The sequence below is a fragment of the [Flexibacter] sp. ATCC 35103 genome (genome assembly GCF_001975985.1).
Lineage (GTDB): Bacteria > Bacteroidota > Bacteroidia > Flavobacteriales > Flavobacteriaceae > Flavobacterium.
This window is the reverse complement of sequence record NZ_MTQF01000004.1, coordinates 613736-628953: the sequence shown is the minus strand read 5'-3', so window position 1 is coordinate 628953 and position 15218 is coordinate 613736. Positions and strand designations below refer to the sequence as shown.

Here is a 15218-nt window from a genome sequence, read left to right as displayed (position 1 = left end):
GACAAATATACTACAAATCTCTATTTTTTAGTAGTTTGTAAGAAAAGTAAATAAATAAAAATGTCCATACTAAAACAATCAGAATTGAGAAATAATGAACACTGTAATCTTTTGTATTCGCAACGCCCATCTGCGATCCTATACTTCTAATTACTGATAACCTTGTAATAGGTTCAATTATTAAATTAGACATTGATTCTAAAGGAAAAAATCGTGTAATATAATCTGCCTTATTGCTGTTTGGGAAAACTATAAAAATCAAAACAAGTTTCAAAATCCATTCAATAAAATTCCAAACCAATAAAAAACCTAATGCAAAAGCAGAACGTTTAATCAAAATTCCTAAAAATAAACAGAAAGAAAAGAACCCCGTTAATTTTATAAAAAAAGCCAAAAGATAGTTTAGATCTGAAAAAATGATACCAAATTCAGTATAAGATGAAAAACAAAGTCCTAAAATTAAGCTCATTATAAAAACAAAAATTGTAGAGATTAATGAAAATAGTACAACAGTTAAAAACTTTGATAAAATGAATTCTTTTTTACTTAAACCATCAATTAAGTTTTGTTTTAAAGTGCCGTAACTGTATTCATTTGCCATCATTGAAACAATTACAATAGCCAGAAAAAACTTTAGCAAAGCAGCGATATAAGTGGTAAGATGCCATATATAAGGAAAATTGAAAAATCCCATTTCTGAAGGATCAATACGAATTGGACCAATATTAAACTTAATGGATGCCAGCAATGCAATAAATGAAAGTAAAATAAAGTAAGTTAAGGTAAGTACACGACTGGCTTTGTTTTTCCAGATTTTTTGTAATTCTATAGCGATAAGTCTGTTCATGGTTTAGTTGGTTTTGGTAGTGGCGTTTTTGGTTAATTCTAAAAATTGAGCTTCTAAACTGTTTTTGCGTTTCACTAAATGACTCAATGAAATGTTTTTAGAAAATAAAAACTGATTTAGATCTGAAGCTGAAATATCGGACTTTAAGTATACCAAAATTTTTCCTTCTTCTTCCGTAATTCTGTCAACTGCTGAATGTTCTGCTAAAATGGTTTTCAGTTTAACAGTATCATCTGCCATAACTTCAAAAAAGCCTTCATTTGCAGACATTGCGTCTACAGAACCTGAATATAGAATTTCGCCTTTTCTTAAAACAATCACATGTGAACATACTTTTTCGACTTCATCTAATAAGTGAGAAGCAAGTAAAATTGTAGTTCCCTGTGATGCTATTTTTTTAATAATATCTCTAATCTGATGAATTCCTTGTGGGTCAAGACCATTTGTTGGTTCATCTAGAATTAAAATTTCAGGATCGTTTAAAAGTGCCGAAGCAATCGCTAAACGTTGTTTCATTCCCAACGAAAAAGCACTAAATTTACTGTCCTTTCTTTCGGTTAAGCCTACTAAATCTAATTTTTCGGTGATTTTAGAATAATCGATACTTTTTATTTTGCAAACTAATTTCAAGTTTTCTTCCGCAGTCATATACGGGTAAAAATTAGGACGTTCTATAATAGCGCCTACTTTTTTTAAAGCTTCGTGAGTCTGAATCTTTCCTCCAAACCAGCTGTAATTTCCTGATGTGCGGTTTACAACATTCAGGACAATTCCCAGAGTGGTTGATTTTCCGCTTCCGTTAGGACCTAAAATGCCATAAACGCGGCCTTTTTGTATTTCAAAAGAAACATTTTTTAAGGCCTGGATTCGCCCGTATCTTTTATGCAGATTTTCAATGGTAAGTATGGTTTCCAAATTTATTTCGGTTTTAGTTTTAAGTATGACGATTCAACTTGTATATTGTTACGCTAAATTTTATTTAATGTAAATTTGTAATAAAGATATTCAAAATGAACGAACCTTTAATGGTTTTAAAAAAGCCATCTTATCCTTTAACGCAATCTCTTTTAAATTATTTAGAACGATACGAACGTATTTCGAAAGTGTCTGTGTTCTATGATGATTTGTTGCGATTTTCAGGATCTGTAAATGTATATGATAAAAATGAAACAGATACTTTATGGATTCGGGTTTATTATAATGAATTTGAAAGAAATGAAATTGACTTAAACCTGAAAAAAATTTATTCGCTTTTACATTCTGATGGAAACAACGAGATTATTCAGTTTTTAAACATTGATGCAATCGACTATTGCACTTTTGGAAACTCAAAACCTTTCCGAATAAAAGTCCGAAATATTCTCAATGATAATTATGTTCATTTTTATATAAAAAAAGCAGATGCCTCCAGAATTTACGGACTGGAATTAGAAGATATCCTCTCACCGGATAAAATTAACTTTCTGGTATATAAGGATACTTTGATCGAAGAACATATTATAGGTATTCCGGGTGATGTTTTTATGGACACTTTATTGGATAGTTGTACAGAAATGGAAAAATCACAGATTGCAAAAGAATTTGTAAAGTTTAATGAGCGATGTATGATCAGGCTTTTAGGCGATATGCGGGCGTATAATTATGTAATAGTCCCTATTCACGATTTTGATCAGGTAGTGTATAAAATTCGTCCGATAGATTTTGACCAGCAGTGTTACGAAGGGAATTTTAAAGTCTATCGTCCGCAGTTTTTCAAAGAAAATTATCCAATGATTCAATTGATCAAAGAAAAACTAGAAGACAGATCTATAATACAGTATAAAGATGAAGAAAGGGCAATCCTGGCCAAACGTATTCATTCTGCTGAAAATAGAATTAAAAAACTACTGAATATAATGTGTCACGATACGATTTCGACAGAAGAACATCTGAATCAATTAAAAATGGAATTGTATCGTTATACAAATGATATGAAATTTAAAAATGCCAGATCAATGGGACATATCATGTTTGCAGCATTTGAATTTATCACACGTAATTTTAAAAACACGAATTTAATCTAGGTTTTTTATGCCTTAGATTGCACAGATTAAGAGTTCTCTTATTTCTATAATTACTTAATCTGTGGCTAATTAAATTAAAAATATAATATGAAAAAGTTTTTTTTACTTGGAGTTTCCATTGTTTTACTGGCTTGTCAACAACAATCAGATAGTGATTTAAAGACATTGTATTCACTTCCTAAAAAATTAAAAGAGGTTTCGGGAATTACCTATTTTCCAGAATCAAATTTAATTTACACATTAGAAGACAGTGGAAATAAAAATGAAATCTACGCCATAAATTCAAAAGGAAAAATTAATAAAACAATTGCAATTACAAATGCTACGAATGTAGATTGGGAAGATATTACAAAAGATAAAAATGGTAATATCTACATTGGCGATTTTGGAAATAATGATAACGAACGTAAAAATTTGTGTATCTATAAAGTAAATAAAAACCAATTAAATAAAGATTCGGCTGTAGCCGAATATAAAATTTCATTTTCGTATCCGGAACAAACTGAATTTCCACCAAAGAAAAAAGAATTATTTTATGATGTTGAAGGTTTTTTTGAACACGGAAATTATTTTTATCTTTTTACAAAAAACCGAAGTAAAAACTTCGACGGGACAGCTTTTATCTATAAAATCTTAAATGCTCCGGGAACTCAAAAAGCAACTAAAATAGGTGAATTTAAAACCTGTAACAATTACAATCATTGTGTTCTAACGAGTGCCACAATTAGTCCAGACGGCAAAAAAGTAGTTTTGTTAAGTCATGACAAAATTGTTTTGTTTAAAGATTTCAAAGGAGATCTATTTCATAAAGGATCTCAAACCGAAATAAAACTAAATCACTTTTCACAAAAAGAAGCTGTAGTTTTCAAAGACAATAATACATTATTAATTGCTGATGAAAAAACAAATAAAGTAGGAGGGAATGTTTATGAATTTGCTTTAAGCCGCTAAGTGTCTAAGCTAAGTTGCTAAGTTTCTGAGTTGCTAAGAGGTTAAAGTTTACCAGATGCTAAGAAAAAAGTCAGCCACGAATTCACGAATTATTTGTAATGAAAATTCGTGAATTCGTGGCTGTTTTTTTTACTCAAAGCTAAAAAATCTTAGCCTCTTAGCAACTCAGAACCTTAGTGTCTTACTAGAAGCTATATGCCGCTCCAAAAATAACTCTTCCTTCTTCATCGGGAGATTTAAAATAAGAGATTCTCGCTGTCAAAACATTGATTGCATTCAGCCAAAGTCCGCCACCGTAATCCTGGTGCCATTTTCGTGAATTTTCTCCGTCAAGCCAAATCCTTCCATAATCAAAACCACCCAGGATTCCGTATGTTAGAGGAGCAATTGTTTTTCGTATTTTACCAATGCTTAATCTTAAATCTGTACTTTGAGAGAAATAGGAGTTTCCTAAAAATCGTTCATTTCGGTATCCTCTCAAATCCGTATCTCCACCTAAAGTAGCTCCCTGATAAAATTCATAATTGTTATTTAGTATTGCTTTTCCTTTTAAAAGTGTAGCTAAAACCAATTTTCCGTTGTGATCAATTTTATGAGTAAATCCTAAAAGACTTTCAATAGCAGGGAAATTTTGTTTCGTATCATTTAGATTAGAAAGCCATGTTGCTGAAACCATAAAAGCCACTCCTAAAGTTGGTTTTGCAGCAAAATCAGCATTTTTAAAAAGGTATTTAATTTTTGCCCCGCCATAAACCTGACTGCTAAAAACATCTGGATTTATAATATTTGGTGTATCAATAAATCTGTTTTCAGTTTCTTCGACTCTCATTTGCTGCAACATCGGCTGAATACTAAACTCACTGCCGTATCTGCCAACATGTCTAATAGCTCCTGAAAGATTAAATTTTTGAATACGAACCCTGTTGTAATCCATTCCAAATTCTTCAGTATTGTTTGGGGTTTCATTTCCATATCCAAAATAATTGACCGCAAAATTTGGTGTTGTATATTGCGATTCAACATCAATAACCCATTTTCCTAACAACCCGGGAAAATGTGCAACATAATTAAATTCTAAACCACCGGTCGCAAAATAATAAAACGCATTTAAAACGTGTCTTTGTGTGTATGGATTCTGTTTGAAATTGTTAACAGTATAATTTAAATTAATACCCACTTTTACACCATCATCGGGATTAAAACCAATGTTTGGAAGCCCTGAAACAACATTGTATTTAGGTCTTTCGTAGTTGTATAAATTAACATCATAATCATCTGTTAATTGTGTTTGAGTTTTTGAATCCAGATTATATGTGTTTTCTTTTGATTTGAAATCATAAACAATAACTCTTTTTCCGTTTTGGATATTGTAGGTATCATTGTTCTGACCGCCAATCAAACGAATTTTTATTTTCGATTTATGATCACCAGTTACCTCAAAAATATCATTATCATCTAAACCATAGATCCAAAGATTTTTAGTTTTAGCATCTGTTACAGTTTTGGTATAAACTAATTCATCACCTTCTTTTTTAACTCTTAAAACCTGAATTTCGATGCTTTTTTTAGCATTGTGGTTGATAATGAATTTGTCTTTTTTATCTGTTCCGGCAATCATTACCGTATGGCTTAAGATATCAAAATATTCTGAAGCATATTTTTGAAGATCTTTTTTTCTGTTTTTTAATTTATGCTTAATATCTTCAATAGTTGCATCTTGTACTTCTTTGGGTAAGATTTTGAAAGCATTATCAATATCGTTGTCAGTTAAATTTTCCTGAATATATTTTGCCTGAGCCAGCCAGTCTTTTTCATCAGTTGTTCTTAAAAATGCCAAATCCATTGGGTAAGGTTCTCTGTTAAGCCATTTTACATTGTCGATCTTATTTTTGAAAGTTCGCATATGTCGCAATGCCGGAATATTCATTAAAATAGAAAGTAAAGTCCCGTCATATTTCACAAAAGCCTGATCGCGGTCACGAGGAATTGGGATGTAAGTAACTTTACCATCTTTTTTATGTTCTGCCCAACGCCACTGATCGCTATGCCTGTCCCAATCACCAATAAGCATATCAAATAAACGTGCTTTTATATATTCTTTTTCGTCAACGCTGTATTTTTCATCCTTATGAAGATTTTTCATCATATCCTCAGTACTAATAATATCAGTTGGATTTCCAAAATTTTTACCATCAAGATGATTGTCCGCAGGTCTTTCTTCAACCATGTAGAGTTGATCTCCAAAATTTGAATTAAACTCTTTTAAACCATTTTGTTTTGGTATATAATATAAGATAGGATTGGTATGTGCCAAACCAATTTTGTCTGCCATGCTCCCAACTGCAAATGGAGTATAAGGATGAGAAGTGGTGTAGAAATCAAATAAAAAGTTCTCAGCATATGTGTCTTCAAAATCATTCACAACATATTGATCTTTAAAAGCTACAGATTGTAAAAAGACAGTCGCACTTTTTTTCAGGGCACGCATTACATATTCTCTGCCTTTAGGATCAGAAACCCTTAACGATACAGATTGGTGGCCTCCGCCTTCACGAATAGGTTTTAAACCGCCCATTAAAGTATCTAAAGTTGCTGTTTTTGCATTTATAGGTAAGCTGTAATACTTTCTGTAATGTTGGCCAAATAAAAATTTATGAAACAAACTCTTATCTGTCATTTTTGTAGAATAAATGGATGTTGTAACCGTTGCAGGAAATTTATTTTCTACAGTCGCAGCCCAGTTAATTTCTTTAGCTTTTATGATTTCGTGCTCAAAAAGAAGTTTTTCTTTGTTGTTTTCATTTCCAAAGAAAGAAACTTTTGCATCACCGCTTTTAAATAAAGTCAGGGTTGCATATCCATTTCCGCCATAGGAGAATTCAGTTGGGTTTATTGCTCTTGCAGCTTCAGATTTTGATCCTGCACCACTAATAATTTGTTTGATGTTTTCTTTATTTACATACTGCAAATTATGGTCGTGTCCGGAAACCACTATTACATTTTTTTGTTTTTGTAAAAGGGTTTTAATTCGCTTGGCATAAATCGTGTATTGCTTATTTTGTATATCCTGCGGACTAACACCAGATGTTTTTCGAAGTAAATTGATAAAAGAACCAATTATTGGCAGCGGTATTTTTTGCTCTAACGGAAATAATTGTTTCTCTAACGAAAATTGTCCGCCGTGTGTTCCGTTGCTCATCAAAGGATGATGAATAGCAATGACAACTGTTTTTTCCTGATTTTTATTTAAAAGATTCTCAAGTTCGTCAAAAAAATCTTCTCTGGTTTTTATGTCGCAATTGTCGTTTATTGTAGGATGATTGTCCCAATCTTCCAGAAACCATTCGCTGTCAATAGTAATTAAGGTTGCAGTACTATCAATTTTTACATCTTCGATAGCACAGCTTTTTCTTGGTAAAAAGGCTTTTTTATCATTCAGATATTTAGTTACAAAATCTGCCTGACGCTCTAAACCTTTTATACCGTTATACCAATCATGATTACCGGGAATAACAATTGTTTTTCCTTTAAAACCTTTAGTAAGCTGTAATTGATTGGTAAGTTTTGTTTCGGCTAAAGCTTTCTCTGCAGCATTATCATCACTGGGAAAACCTTTTGGATAGATATTATCTCCTAAAAAAAGCAAAGTGGCTTTTTTATTCGATTTTTTCAATTTTTGATGCAGTAGTTCAAGCGTTTGCTGTGCTTGTTCTTCATCTGCATTTCCGGCATCTCCAACTAAATAAATTGTATGTGCAATTTTTATAGTATCTGTTGCGTTTTCCGTTTCGTTAGCACTAACATCTTTTCCGTATTGCGCTTTATGTGTGGCACAGGAATAAACCAGTACCAGCATAATTATTGCTAAAGACCGGTTTTTAATTTTAGTAATAAAATGATTATCCAAAAACAATTTCATAATTTAGTAGTATAAAAAAAATCTCCATGAATCTAATAGAACAATCCGAAGATTTCGTCAGTAATTTACTCAAAGATAAACTTTCTAATTTATATTCTTATCATAATTTTAACCATACTTTCACAGTGGTAAATGCTGTAAAAGAGCTATGCAAAAAGGAAGATGTGAATAGTGATGAAAAAGAAATGCTTTTAGTTGCCGCTTGGTTTCATGACACAGGTTATATAGATGGTTACGAAAATCACGAACAGGAAAGTGTGAAAATTGCTACAGCTTTTTTGAAAGATAAAGGACAATCTGATAAATTTATTGCAACGGTTTCAAGTTTGATTTTGGCGACCGTAAAAGAATACATTCCGAAAACACATTTAGAAAAAATAATTAAAGATGCAGATTTCGCACATCTTGTTGGAACAGAATATGAAACCACTTGCGAGTTATTGCGTATTGAACTAAAAAATACCTGGAATCTGGATTTTTCTAATGCTGAATGGGCAAAAGAGAATTTGAATTTCTTAATGAATAAACATCGCTTTTATACGGATTATGCACTTAAAAAATGGCAACCTCTAAAAGAGAAAAACCTGCTTTTGGTTCAGAAAAAAATTGCAAAGCAAAAAAAGAAAGAAGCAGATAAAATGGAAGAGGAAATTAAAAAGAAAGATAAAGTCGAAAAACCGGATCGTGGTGTTGATACTTTGTTTCGCGTTACTTTAGGAAATCATACACGTTTAAGCGGAATTGCTGATAGTAAAGCCAATATTTTATTATCTGTAAATGCCATTATTATTTCTATAGCACTTTCATCGATTATACCAAAATTAGACAGTCCTAAAAATGCGCATTTGGTAATTCCCACTTTTATAATGTTAATGTCAAGTGTAATTACCATAATCTTTGCAATACTTTCTACACGCCCAAAAGTTACATCGGGTGTTTTTACAAGAGAAGATATCGAAAATAAAAAAATTAACTTATTGTTTTTTGGGAACTTCTACAAAATGCCTTTAGAAGAATATGATTGGGCAATGAATGAAATGATGAAAGACCGGGATTATTTGTATTCTAATATGATTAAGGATTTATATTATCTGGGACTCGTTCTACAGCGCAAATATAATTTACTGCGAATAGCGTATAACTTTTTTATGGTGGGTCTTATTGTTACAGTAGTATCTTTTATAATAGCTTTTAAATCGATTTAAGAAAAAAGCTCAACAATTAGTTGAGCTCATCTAATAAATCCTGATAAGTGATTTTTTGAGTCACCGGATTGTTATTGTTATTGATCACTTTTACGCGAATCGCCCTTAAACCTGAAACACCTTGAAGATCTTCAACCTCAAATTGTTCAATTGATGGTTCAAGGATTTTCTTGTGCTGTAAATACTTGATATATTTCAGGTACTCAGCTTCTTCACTGTTTTGAGAATATACAATAGTAATTTTTTCTTTCTCTGTGATTCTGTCTTTTGTGCCTTTGATATTCGATTTGTCGATACGTTTTTTTACAACTTCATATCTTGCATTATAAGTTCCGTCAACATCAAAGCGTTTTTCATCCATTCTAAAACGAATAGAAAGTGCAGAACTAAATACCAGGATCAACGAAGTTACGTCAAGTTCATAAGGCAATGAAGCTTTAAGCTGATTGTGTTCTAATTCCATTTCGCACAATGTTTGCAATTGCCACAAACGTAAATTGTGCAAATACATAATATCAAATGGTCTGGTTGGGGCAATTGATGCTCCAATATATAAATTATGCTCGACACCATCTGTTTTAAAACGCTCATAATAATGTGGATAAATTTGTTGCGCCTCGATTTGTTTTTTATCTAAAACGGTTGCCAACCTTTTATTGATAATAGACATTGCGTTATCAAATTTCTTTCTTTCCTGATAAAATAATCCGGTTTTTTCATCCAGGCTTTCAAAATACAAACGTTCTAGTTTTTGACTCTTTTCCGTTTCTTTTGTGTTTTTTAAAAGCGGATGAATTTCTTCTTCAATATAACGTTGGATATGTTGCTCAGTATCTGCTTTTAATGGTGAATCTAATTCTTCACGAAACGATTCCAATTCAAATTTGCGTTGCTCCAGGAGAACAAGATTTGTATTAGGAGCCTGAGATTCAAAAATTCTCAATATCGCCGTAAGCTGATTTTTCAAATCTATTTTTACCGTTTCATTTCTGTGCTCAGATGAACCTTTAATGTCAATTTGCCCATATAAAGGATATACATTCTTAAAAACAATTTCCTTAAAAATATAATCTTTTGTATGGTTTATGTTTTGAAAATAATTTTGTGATTCTTTCTTGAATTTCCAGTAAACACTAGGATGAATCGTAGTGTATTCACGTTGTATAATAGCTTCAATCTGGTGTTGCATATCCGTATTATAACGATCGATCGTATCTGTTAAGTAGGGCAGAACCAGTTCCAGTTTTGTAGCATTGACACTATTTAAATCTCTTGCGTTTGCAGAAACCAATTCGACAACGCCCAATAAATGGCCATCTTTTATAACAGGCGCAAAAACGCAACTCTGAATACCTTGTTTTAATAAATGTTCACCAAGTCTTTTGTTAGAAGACTCTTCGATGAATTTTTTTACATTAGAAATCACAAAAGGCTCTTTGTTATCTAAAAGATTTTCGAAAGAACATCCAAAAAAAGCATTTTTACAATCTACTTCCTGTTCTTTTGAAAGCAAGAAACTCTGCAGCTGATTGTCAAATTTAACCGGCCTGATAAACTTCTCTTCTTCAGGGTTGTAAATAATAAAACCAACTTTTAAATCCGGGATTTTAAATATCGATTTAAAGATATTCGTCACTATTTCGTCAGTTGCAACCGTTTTTGCATCTGGTTTAAGCAAATTACTTTTTAAATTTGAAATAGCACTTTCTGTCGTTGCATCAAATAAAGAAACAATTCCAAATCCTTTTAAAATCCAGCTTCCTTTAGGGAATTTCGATTTCCAAAGCTCAATATCATTATAATTATCTAGTAATAAATCGATATCATCCTGAGTAAGGTGAATGGAGTTTTCAGTTGGAATTATTTCCATAAAATCTGCATTGTACAAAATGCGATAATGTTTTTCAACTCCCTCTTCATCCGGAATATCGTAGAAAAAAGGTTTATTAAAATCTATTCGTTGTTTGTAGTATACACCTAAAATAAGGCAACAGTTATTAACGTAGAACTGATGATCATCAAAATCACGAATTTCCATATAAAACTCATCACCGGCATTACGTAAAATTTTCCTGAAACGGTCTGTATAATTAAATGATATATTTTGAAATGGGATTGTAACTGCTTTTATTTCGTTTTGACTTAAAGCAGTAGGGAATAAGTCAGCCAGTAAATTTTTGATTAAGGCTTCATTGTTTTTAATAAGAGAAAAATCCTCAATGCCTGTTCTAAATTCAGGAATAGGTTCTATCTCTTTTAAAATAGCTTTAGCATAGTTCGAACGATAATCCACATCTGATAAAGCAATTTCTTCAAAAGACTCAATTAGTTTATGAAATGAAATTATGGTTTTAAAGGGGCTTTCGTTGAACATTTGAATATCCATCTTATTTTTATTTTAGGATACAAAATTAAGCAAATATTAAGAATGTTCGTCATTTTATTATTTCTTTCATTTATAGTTTAATAGATTTTACCCACTGAAAATCAGTGTTTTTAAACTTAATTTTTATTTTAACGAAATATTAACGTTAATAATAACGGAACGATCGTTCCGTTATTATATCTTTGTACCATAATAATGAAATAATCAATAATTTAAAAACAATAAAAATGAAAAATTTAGAAAACAAAGTAGCTGTAGTAACTGGTGGAAATAGCGGAATTGGGTATGCAGCTGCTGCAGATTTAGCAGCAAAAGGTGCAAAAGTAATTGTAACAGGAAGAAACAAGGAAGCTTTGGCTCAAGCCGAAAAAGAATTAAATGTTACTGGAATCGTAGCTGATCAATCAGATCTAAAATCTATTGATAGTTTGGTAGAACAAGTAAAAGCTCAATTTGGTAAAGTAGATATTCTATTTTTAAATGCAGGAACTGCATCTTTTGCTCCTGTAGATTCAGCTTCAGAAGAACATTATGACAACATTATGAATGTAAATGTAAAAGGAGTTTATTTTACAGTTCAAAAAGTATTGCCAATCCTGAATGATGGTGGTTCTATTATTTTTAATACGTCTATAAATGCTCATGTCGGAATGCCAAATTCTAGTGTTTATGCCGCAAGTAAAGCAGCTGTTTTATCTTTAAATCGTGTTTTTGCAACAGAATTAGCACCTAGAAAAATTAGGGTAAATGCTGTTTCTCCTGGTCCTGTAGAAACTCCTCTATACGGAAAATTAGGTTTAGAAAAAGAAGAAGTTGAAGGTTTTGGAGCAATTTTAGGAGAGAAAATTTTATTGAAACGTTTCGGACAAGCTTCAGAAATTGCTAAAACAGTTAGTTTCCTGGCTTCAGATGATGCTTCATTTATAACAGGAACCGAAATTGTTGTAGATGGTGGTCTTACTGTAAATGCAGTAGTATAATTTTTTTACACAAATTCAGGAACGATTGTTCCGTTTTTTATACCTTTGTAATAATAATTTAATTTTAAAGTCATGGCTAGAACAAAAGAATTTAATGAAGATCAGGCTTTAGATAAAGCGATTGAAATTTTTTGGCACAAAGGATATAACGGAACATCGGCTCAGGATTTGGTAACACATTTAGGATTAAGTCGTTCCAGTTTGTATGATACTTTTGGAGACAAGCAAAAGCTATTTGCACAATCTTTGCAGCGTTATCAAAAAAATGCTCAAAACCAAATCGTTGATCTGCTGGATAAGTCGGAAAATATTAAGGAGACCTTAAAAGAGATTTTTAAACAAGCTGTTGTCGAAAGTTTAGAAGACCGGATTACAAAGGGCTGTTTTATGGTAAATTCGTCTGTAGAATTAGCAATGCATGACGAAGAAATTGCTAAAATTGTAAAAAATAACAGCCAGATTATGGAAGATGTTTTTACAAAAGCCGTACAAAAAGGTCAGGATTCAGGACATATTTCAAAAGCAAATACTGCAAGAGTTTTAGCCCGATCCATTTTTAATACCTATTCCGGAATCAGGGTTTTGGCCCGAACAGGCGAAAGAGACAAACAAGTTTACGATGATATCATAAAAGCAATGTTTTCTATTTTGTAATGATTTAGGAGAAACTGTTAAAACAAAAAACGTTAGTTACGATTGTAATTAACGTTTTTTGTTTTTAATAGAGAATAGAGAATAGAGAATAGAGAATAGAGAATAGAGAATGGAAAATAGAAAATAGAGAATACTTACCTGTTTCCTTCCAGTAGTTTCATTTCATCTATAATAGTTACAATTGCTAATTGCTCTTCAGCCTGCAACTCTTCGGTATATAAAAGAGTAATCAGGATAGTATAAGAATCCTCTAAATTTGAATTTTCTTCAAGTTTGAGATCAGGTGAATTCGGATATTTTTGGAGTAATGTTTTGGCACACTCAAAAGCGCGTTTTTCTAATGTAGATTCTGTATTTTGTAGTGCTGCCATTATCTTTTGTGTTTGTTAAATATTGATCTTTAAAATCTAAAGTTTAGAATTGTGCTTAACTTAAGAATCAAATCTACTGAATTTTTTAATCCGTTTTTCTTTTTTTAAATGCTCTTAAATGGGGTTTTATGATTACAAAATTTAATATGTTTTATTAAACATAGATATAAGTCAATAAAAAAACGGCAATTACACCAGTAATTGCCGTTTTTTGTTTTAAGTAAGTAATAGAAAATGAACAACTACTAGCTTTTTTCTTCTTTATTGAAATAAACTAAGTAGTAATACATTTGTTTTTCTTCATCCCAGCCTTTTTCAACAAATTTCTCAGCGCTTTCAGGATTGATGAAATCCATTTTGATCTGAATATGAGTATCCAGATTAATAACGTTTTTAATCGATTTTCTGGCGTCAGAAACTGCTGCGTTGGCAATAGGGAACGAGGTTACATCTTCGATGCTGTATTTTTCTCCTTTATCAACTTTATAGTTTTTGAATTCAGGAATCAAGTCAGGATTGTCTAATACTTCATTCAGGAAGTTTTGCTCTTCAAACTGATCATTTTTAGCGAAATAATTCACAGATCTGTTCATAAACATTACTTCTTCTTTTTTGTCTTCTGCAGGTAAAACAACGTCTTTTGCGAAGTTCTGACAGAATTTCAAGTATTTTTTTGTGATGAAGTTTTCATCTTCAAAAGCATCAACAGATAAAAAGTGCTCTAACCAGTAACGTGCGTCATAACGGTTACTATCAACGGTTAGAATTTTGTATCCTTCTTCTTTTTTGTAATTAAAAATCAAACAGCCTTTATCTAGTTTGCTCAGGTTAATTCCTTGTTGCAAGATCATCTCCAGGTTACTGTTTTTTTCTTCGAATTGTAAAAAGTCGGCTTGTAACTCACTTTTAAAAATTCCGATAGCATCTACAACATTATTGTCAATACTTAGATTTGTTAAATACGTTACGTAAACTTCTCCGTTTTTAATGTGCGGATGATTTGATTGTTCAAATAAATGCGTGGTGATTCTTTTAGAAATCTCCTGCAGGTTATTCGGATTATCAAAAATCTCCGTTGCATATTTAAACATGTCGTTGTAATCCAAATCGACTTCGTGCGCAAACTGATAATAGTTTTCTTCTTTCTCTCTAAAAGGCTTAAAAAAGTACTCTTTTATCAAAGGCACAATTTCATCATTTAAGTTAAAAGGCTGTTCCGATAAAAAAATCGCTTCGTTTCTGCTTTTGTTTCCTACGCGGTGTATCGCAAGCGTCTCGATGTGGGTGTTGAATAAGTTGATCATATTTAAAGGTGCTGAGGTTCTAAGTTGCTAAGATTCTGAGTTTTTAGTTTCTATCTTTTAATTTCTTAATATAAGGAAACCAACATTCTCTCTACTTCTCGACTTTCCTCATATTTTGAGTTACTGAGATACTAAGTCTCTAAGATTCTAAGTTTTTAAATAGTGTCTTTTAATTTTCTAATTAACGACGCTAACATTCTTTCGATCTCTCGACTATCCTCGTATAAATTGTTAAATTCTTCTTCTTTTATATAAATAATATTTTTAGCAATTTCAAGCTGAGTCTGCATTTCAAATATAGAACCCATAGAAATATATAAAAATCGCAAAAAATCTTTAGTACTTTCTCTGCCTGATCCTTCGGCAATATTGCTCGGAATAGAAACTGAACTTCGGCGTATTTGAGAAGTTAATCCAAACATTTCTTCTTTTGGAAACGTTCTTGTTGCTTTGTAAATTTTAGTAACTAAGGAAATTGACTTCTGCCAAACTAAGATTTTTTTAAAATGACTCATTTTTTATTTTTAAATTATTCTTA

Annotated in this window: 12 protein-coding genes; 5 read left to right on the top strand and 7 right to left on the bottom strand. The window is 31.6% G+C overall.

What is annotated here, in order from left to right; genetic code table 11:
* Window positions 1–10: 10 nt before the first annotated feature.
* Complete coding sequence (locus tag BXU01_RS10730; protein WP_083693205.1) at window positions 11–847, bottom strand: ABC transporter permease; 837 nt, start codon at window positions 845–847, stop codon at window positions 11–13.
* A gap of 3 nt (window positions 848–850) precedes the next feature.
* A complete protein-coding gene (locus BXU01_RS10725) occupies window positions 851–1762 on the bottom strand; it encodes an ABC transporter ATP-binding protein (protein ID WP_083693204.1) in 912 nt (303 codons plus the stop codon).
* Between the two features lie 95 nt (window positions 1763–1857).
* Between BXU01_RS10725 and BXU01_RS10720 the strand changes: the two genes are divergently transcribed.
* Together BXU01_RS10720 and BXU01_RS10715 are read left to right on the top strand one after the other, a co-directional pair.
* Window positions 1858–2910 (top strand): hypothetical protein, encoded by a 1053-nt coding sequence (locus BXU01_RS10720; protein WP_083693203.1) that lies wholly within the window; start codon window positions 1858–1860, stop codon window positions 2908–2910.
* An 87-nt stretch (window positions 2911–2997) separates the two neighbouring features.
* Window positions 2998–3861: an SdiA-regulated domain-containing protein gene (locus tag BXU01_RS10715; RefSeq protein WP_083693202.1), complete on the top strand. Its 864-nt coding sequence runs from the start codon at window positions 2998–3000 to the stop codon at window positions 3859–3861.
* 184 nt (window positions 3862–4045) lie between these two features.
* Here the strand turns inward: BXU01_RS10715 and BXU01_RS10710 are convergent, their stop codons facing one another.
* Window positions 4046–7780: a metallophosphoesterase gene (locus BXU01_RS10710; protein WP_083693201.1), complete on the bottom strand. Its 3735-nt coding sequence runs from the start codon at window positions 7778–7780 to the stop codon at window positions 4046–4048.
* Window positions 7781–7806: 26 nt separating this feature from the next.
* Here BXU01_RS10710 and BXU01_RS10705 point away from each other — a divergent pair, with 26 nt between their 5' ends.
* Window positions 7807–8985, top strand: a complete 1179-nt coding sequence (locus tag BXU01_RS10705) for a Pycsar system effector family protein (RefSeq protein WP_083693200.1) — start codon at window positions 7807–7809, stop codon at window positions 8983–8985.
* A gap of 16 nt (window positions 8986–9001) precedes the next feature.
* Here the strand turns inward: BXU01_RS10705 and BXU01_RS10700 are convergent, their stop codons facing one another.
* Window positions 9002–11371, bottom strand: coding sequence for a GAF domain-containing protein (locus BXU01_RS10700; RefSeq protein WP_083693199.1), 2370 nt, complete (start codon window positions 11369–11371; stop codon window positions 9002–9004).
* A gap of 227 nt (window positions 11372–11598) precedes the next feature.
* Here BXU01_RS10700 and BXU01_RS10695 point away from each other — a divergent pair, with 227 nt between their 5' ends.
* Together BXU01_RS10695 and BXU01_RS10690 are read left to right on the top strand one after the other, a co-directional pair.
* The gene (locus BXU01_RS10695; protein WP_083693198.1) at window positions 11599–12351 is read left to right on the top strand and encodes an SDR family oxidoreductase; all 753 of its coding nucleotides are present in this window, start codon (window positions 11599–11601) and stop codon (window positions 12349–12351) included.
* 72 nt (window positions 12352–12423) lie between these two features.
* On the top strand, window positions 12424–13005 hold the full coding sequence (locus BXU01_RS10690; RefSeq protein WP_083693197.1) for a TetR/AcrR family transcriptional regulator: 582 nt from the start codon (window positions 12424–12426) through the stop codon (window positions 13003–13005).
* Window positions 13006–13139: 134 nt separating this feature from the next.
* Here the strand turns inward: BXU01_RS10690 and BXU01_RS10685 are convergent, their stop codons facing one another.
* From BXU01_RS10685 to BXU01_RS10675, 3 genes are all read right to left on the bottom strand, one after another.
* Window positions 13140–13376 carry a hypothetical protein gene (locus BXU01_RS10685; RefSeq protein ID WP_083693196.1) on the bottom strand — a complete coding sequence of 79 codons (237 nt, stop codon included), beginning with the start codon at window positions 13374–13376 and terminating at the stop codon, window positions 13140–13142.
* Between the two features lie 245 nt (window positions 13377–13621).
* Window positions 13622–14680: a nucleoid-associated protein gene (locus tag BXU01_RS10680; protein ID WP_055095663.1), complete on the bottom strand. Its 1059-nt coding sequence runs from the start codon at window positions 14678–14680 to the stop codon at window positions 13622–13624.
* A 155-nt stretch (window positions 14681–14835) separates the two neighbouring features.
* Window positions 14836–15195 carry a four helix bundle protein gene (locus BXU01_RS10675; protein WP_083693195.1) on the bottom strand — a complete coding sequence of 120 codons (360 nt, stop codon included), beginning with the start codon at window positions 15193–15195 and terminating at the stop codon, window positions 14836–14838.
* Window positions 15196–15218 lie beyond the last annotated feature (23 nt).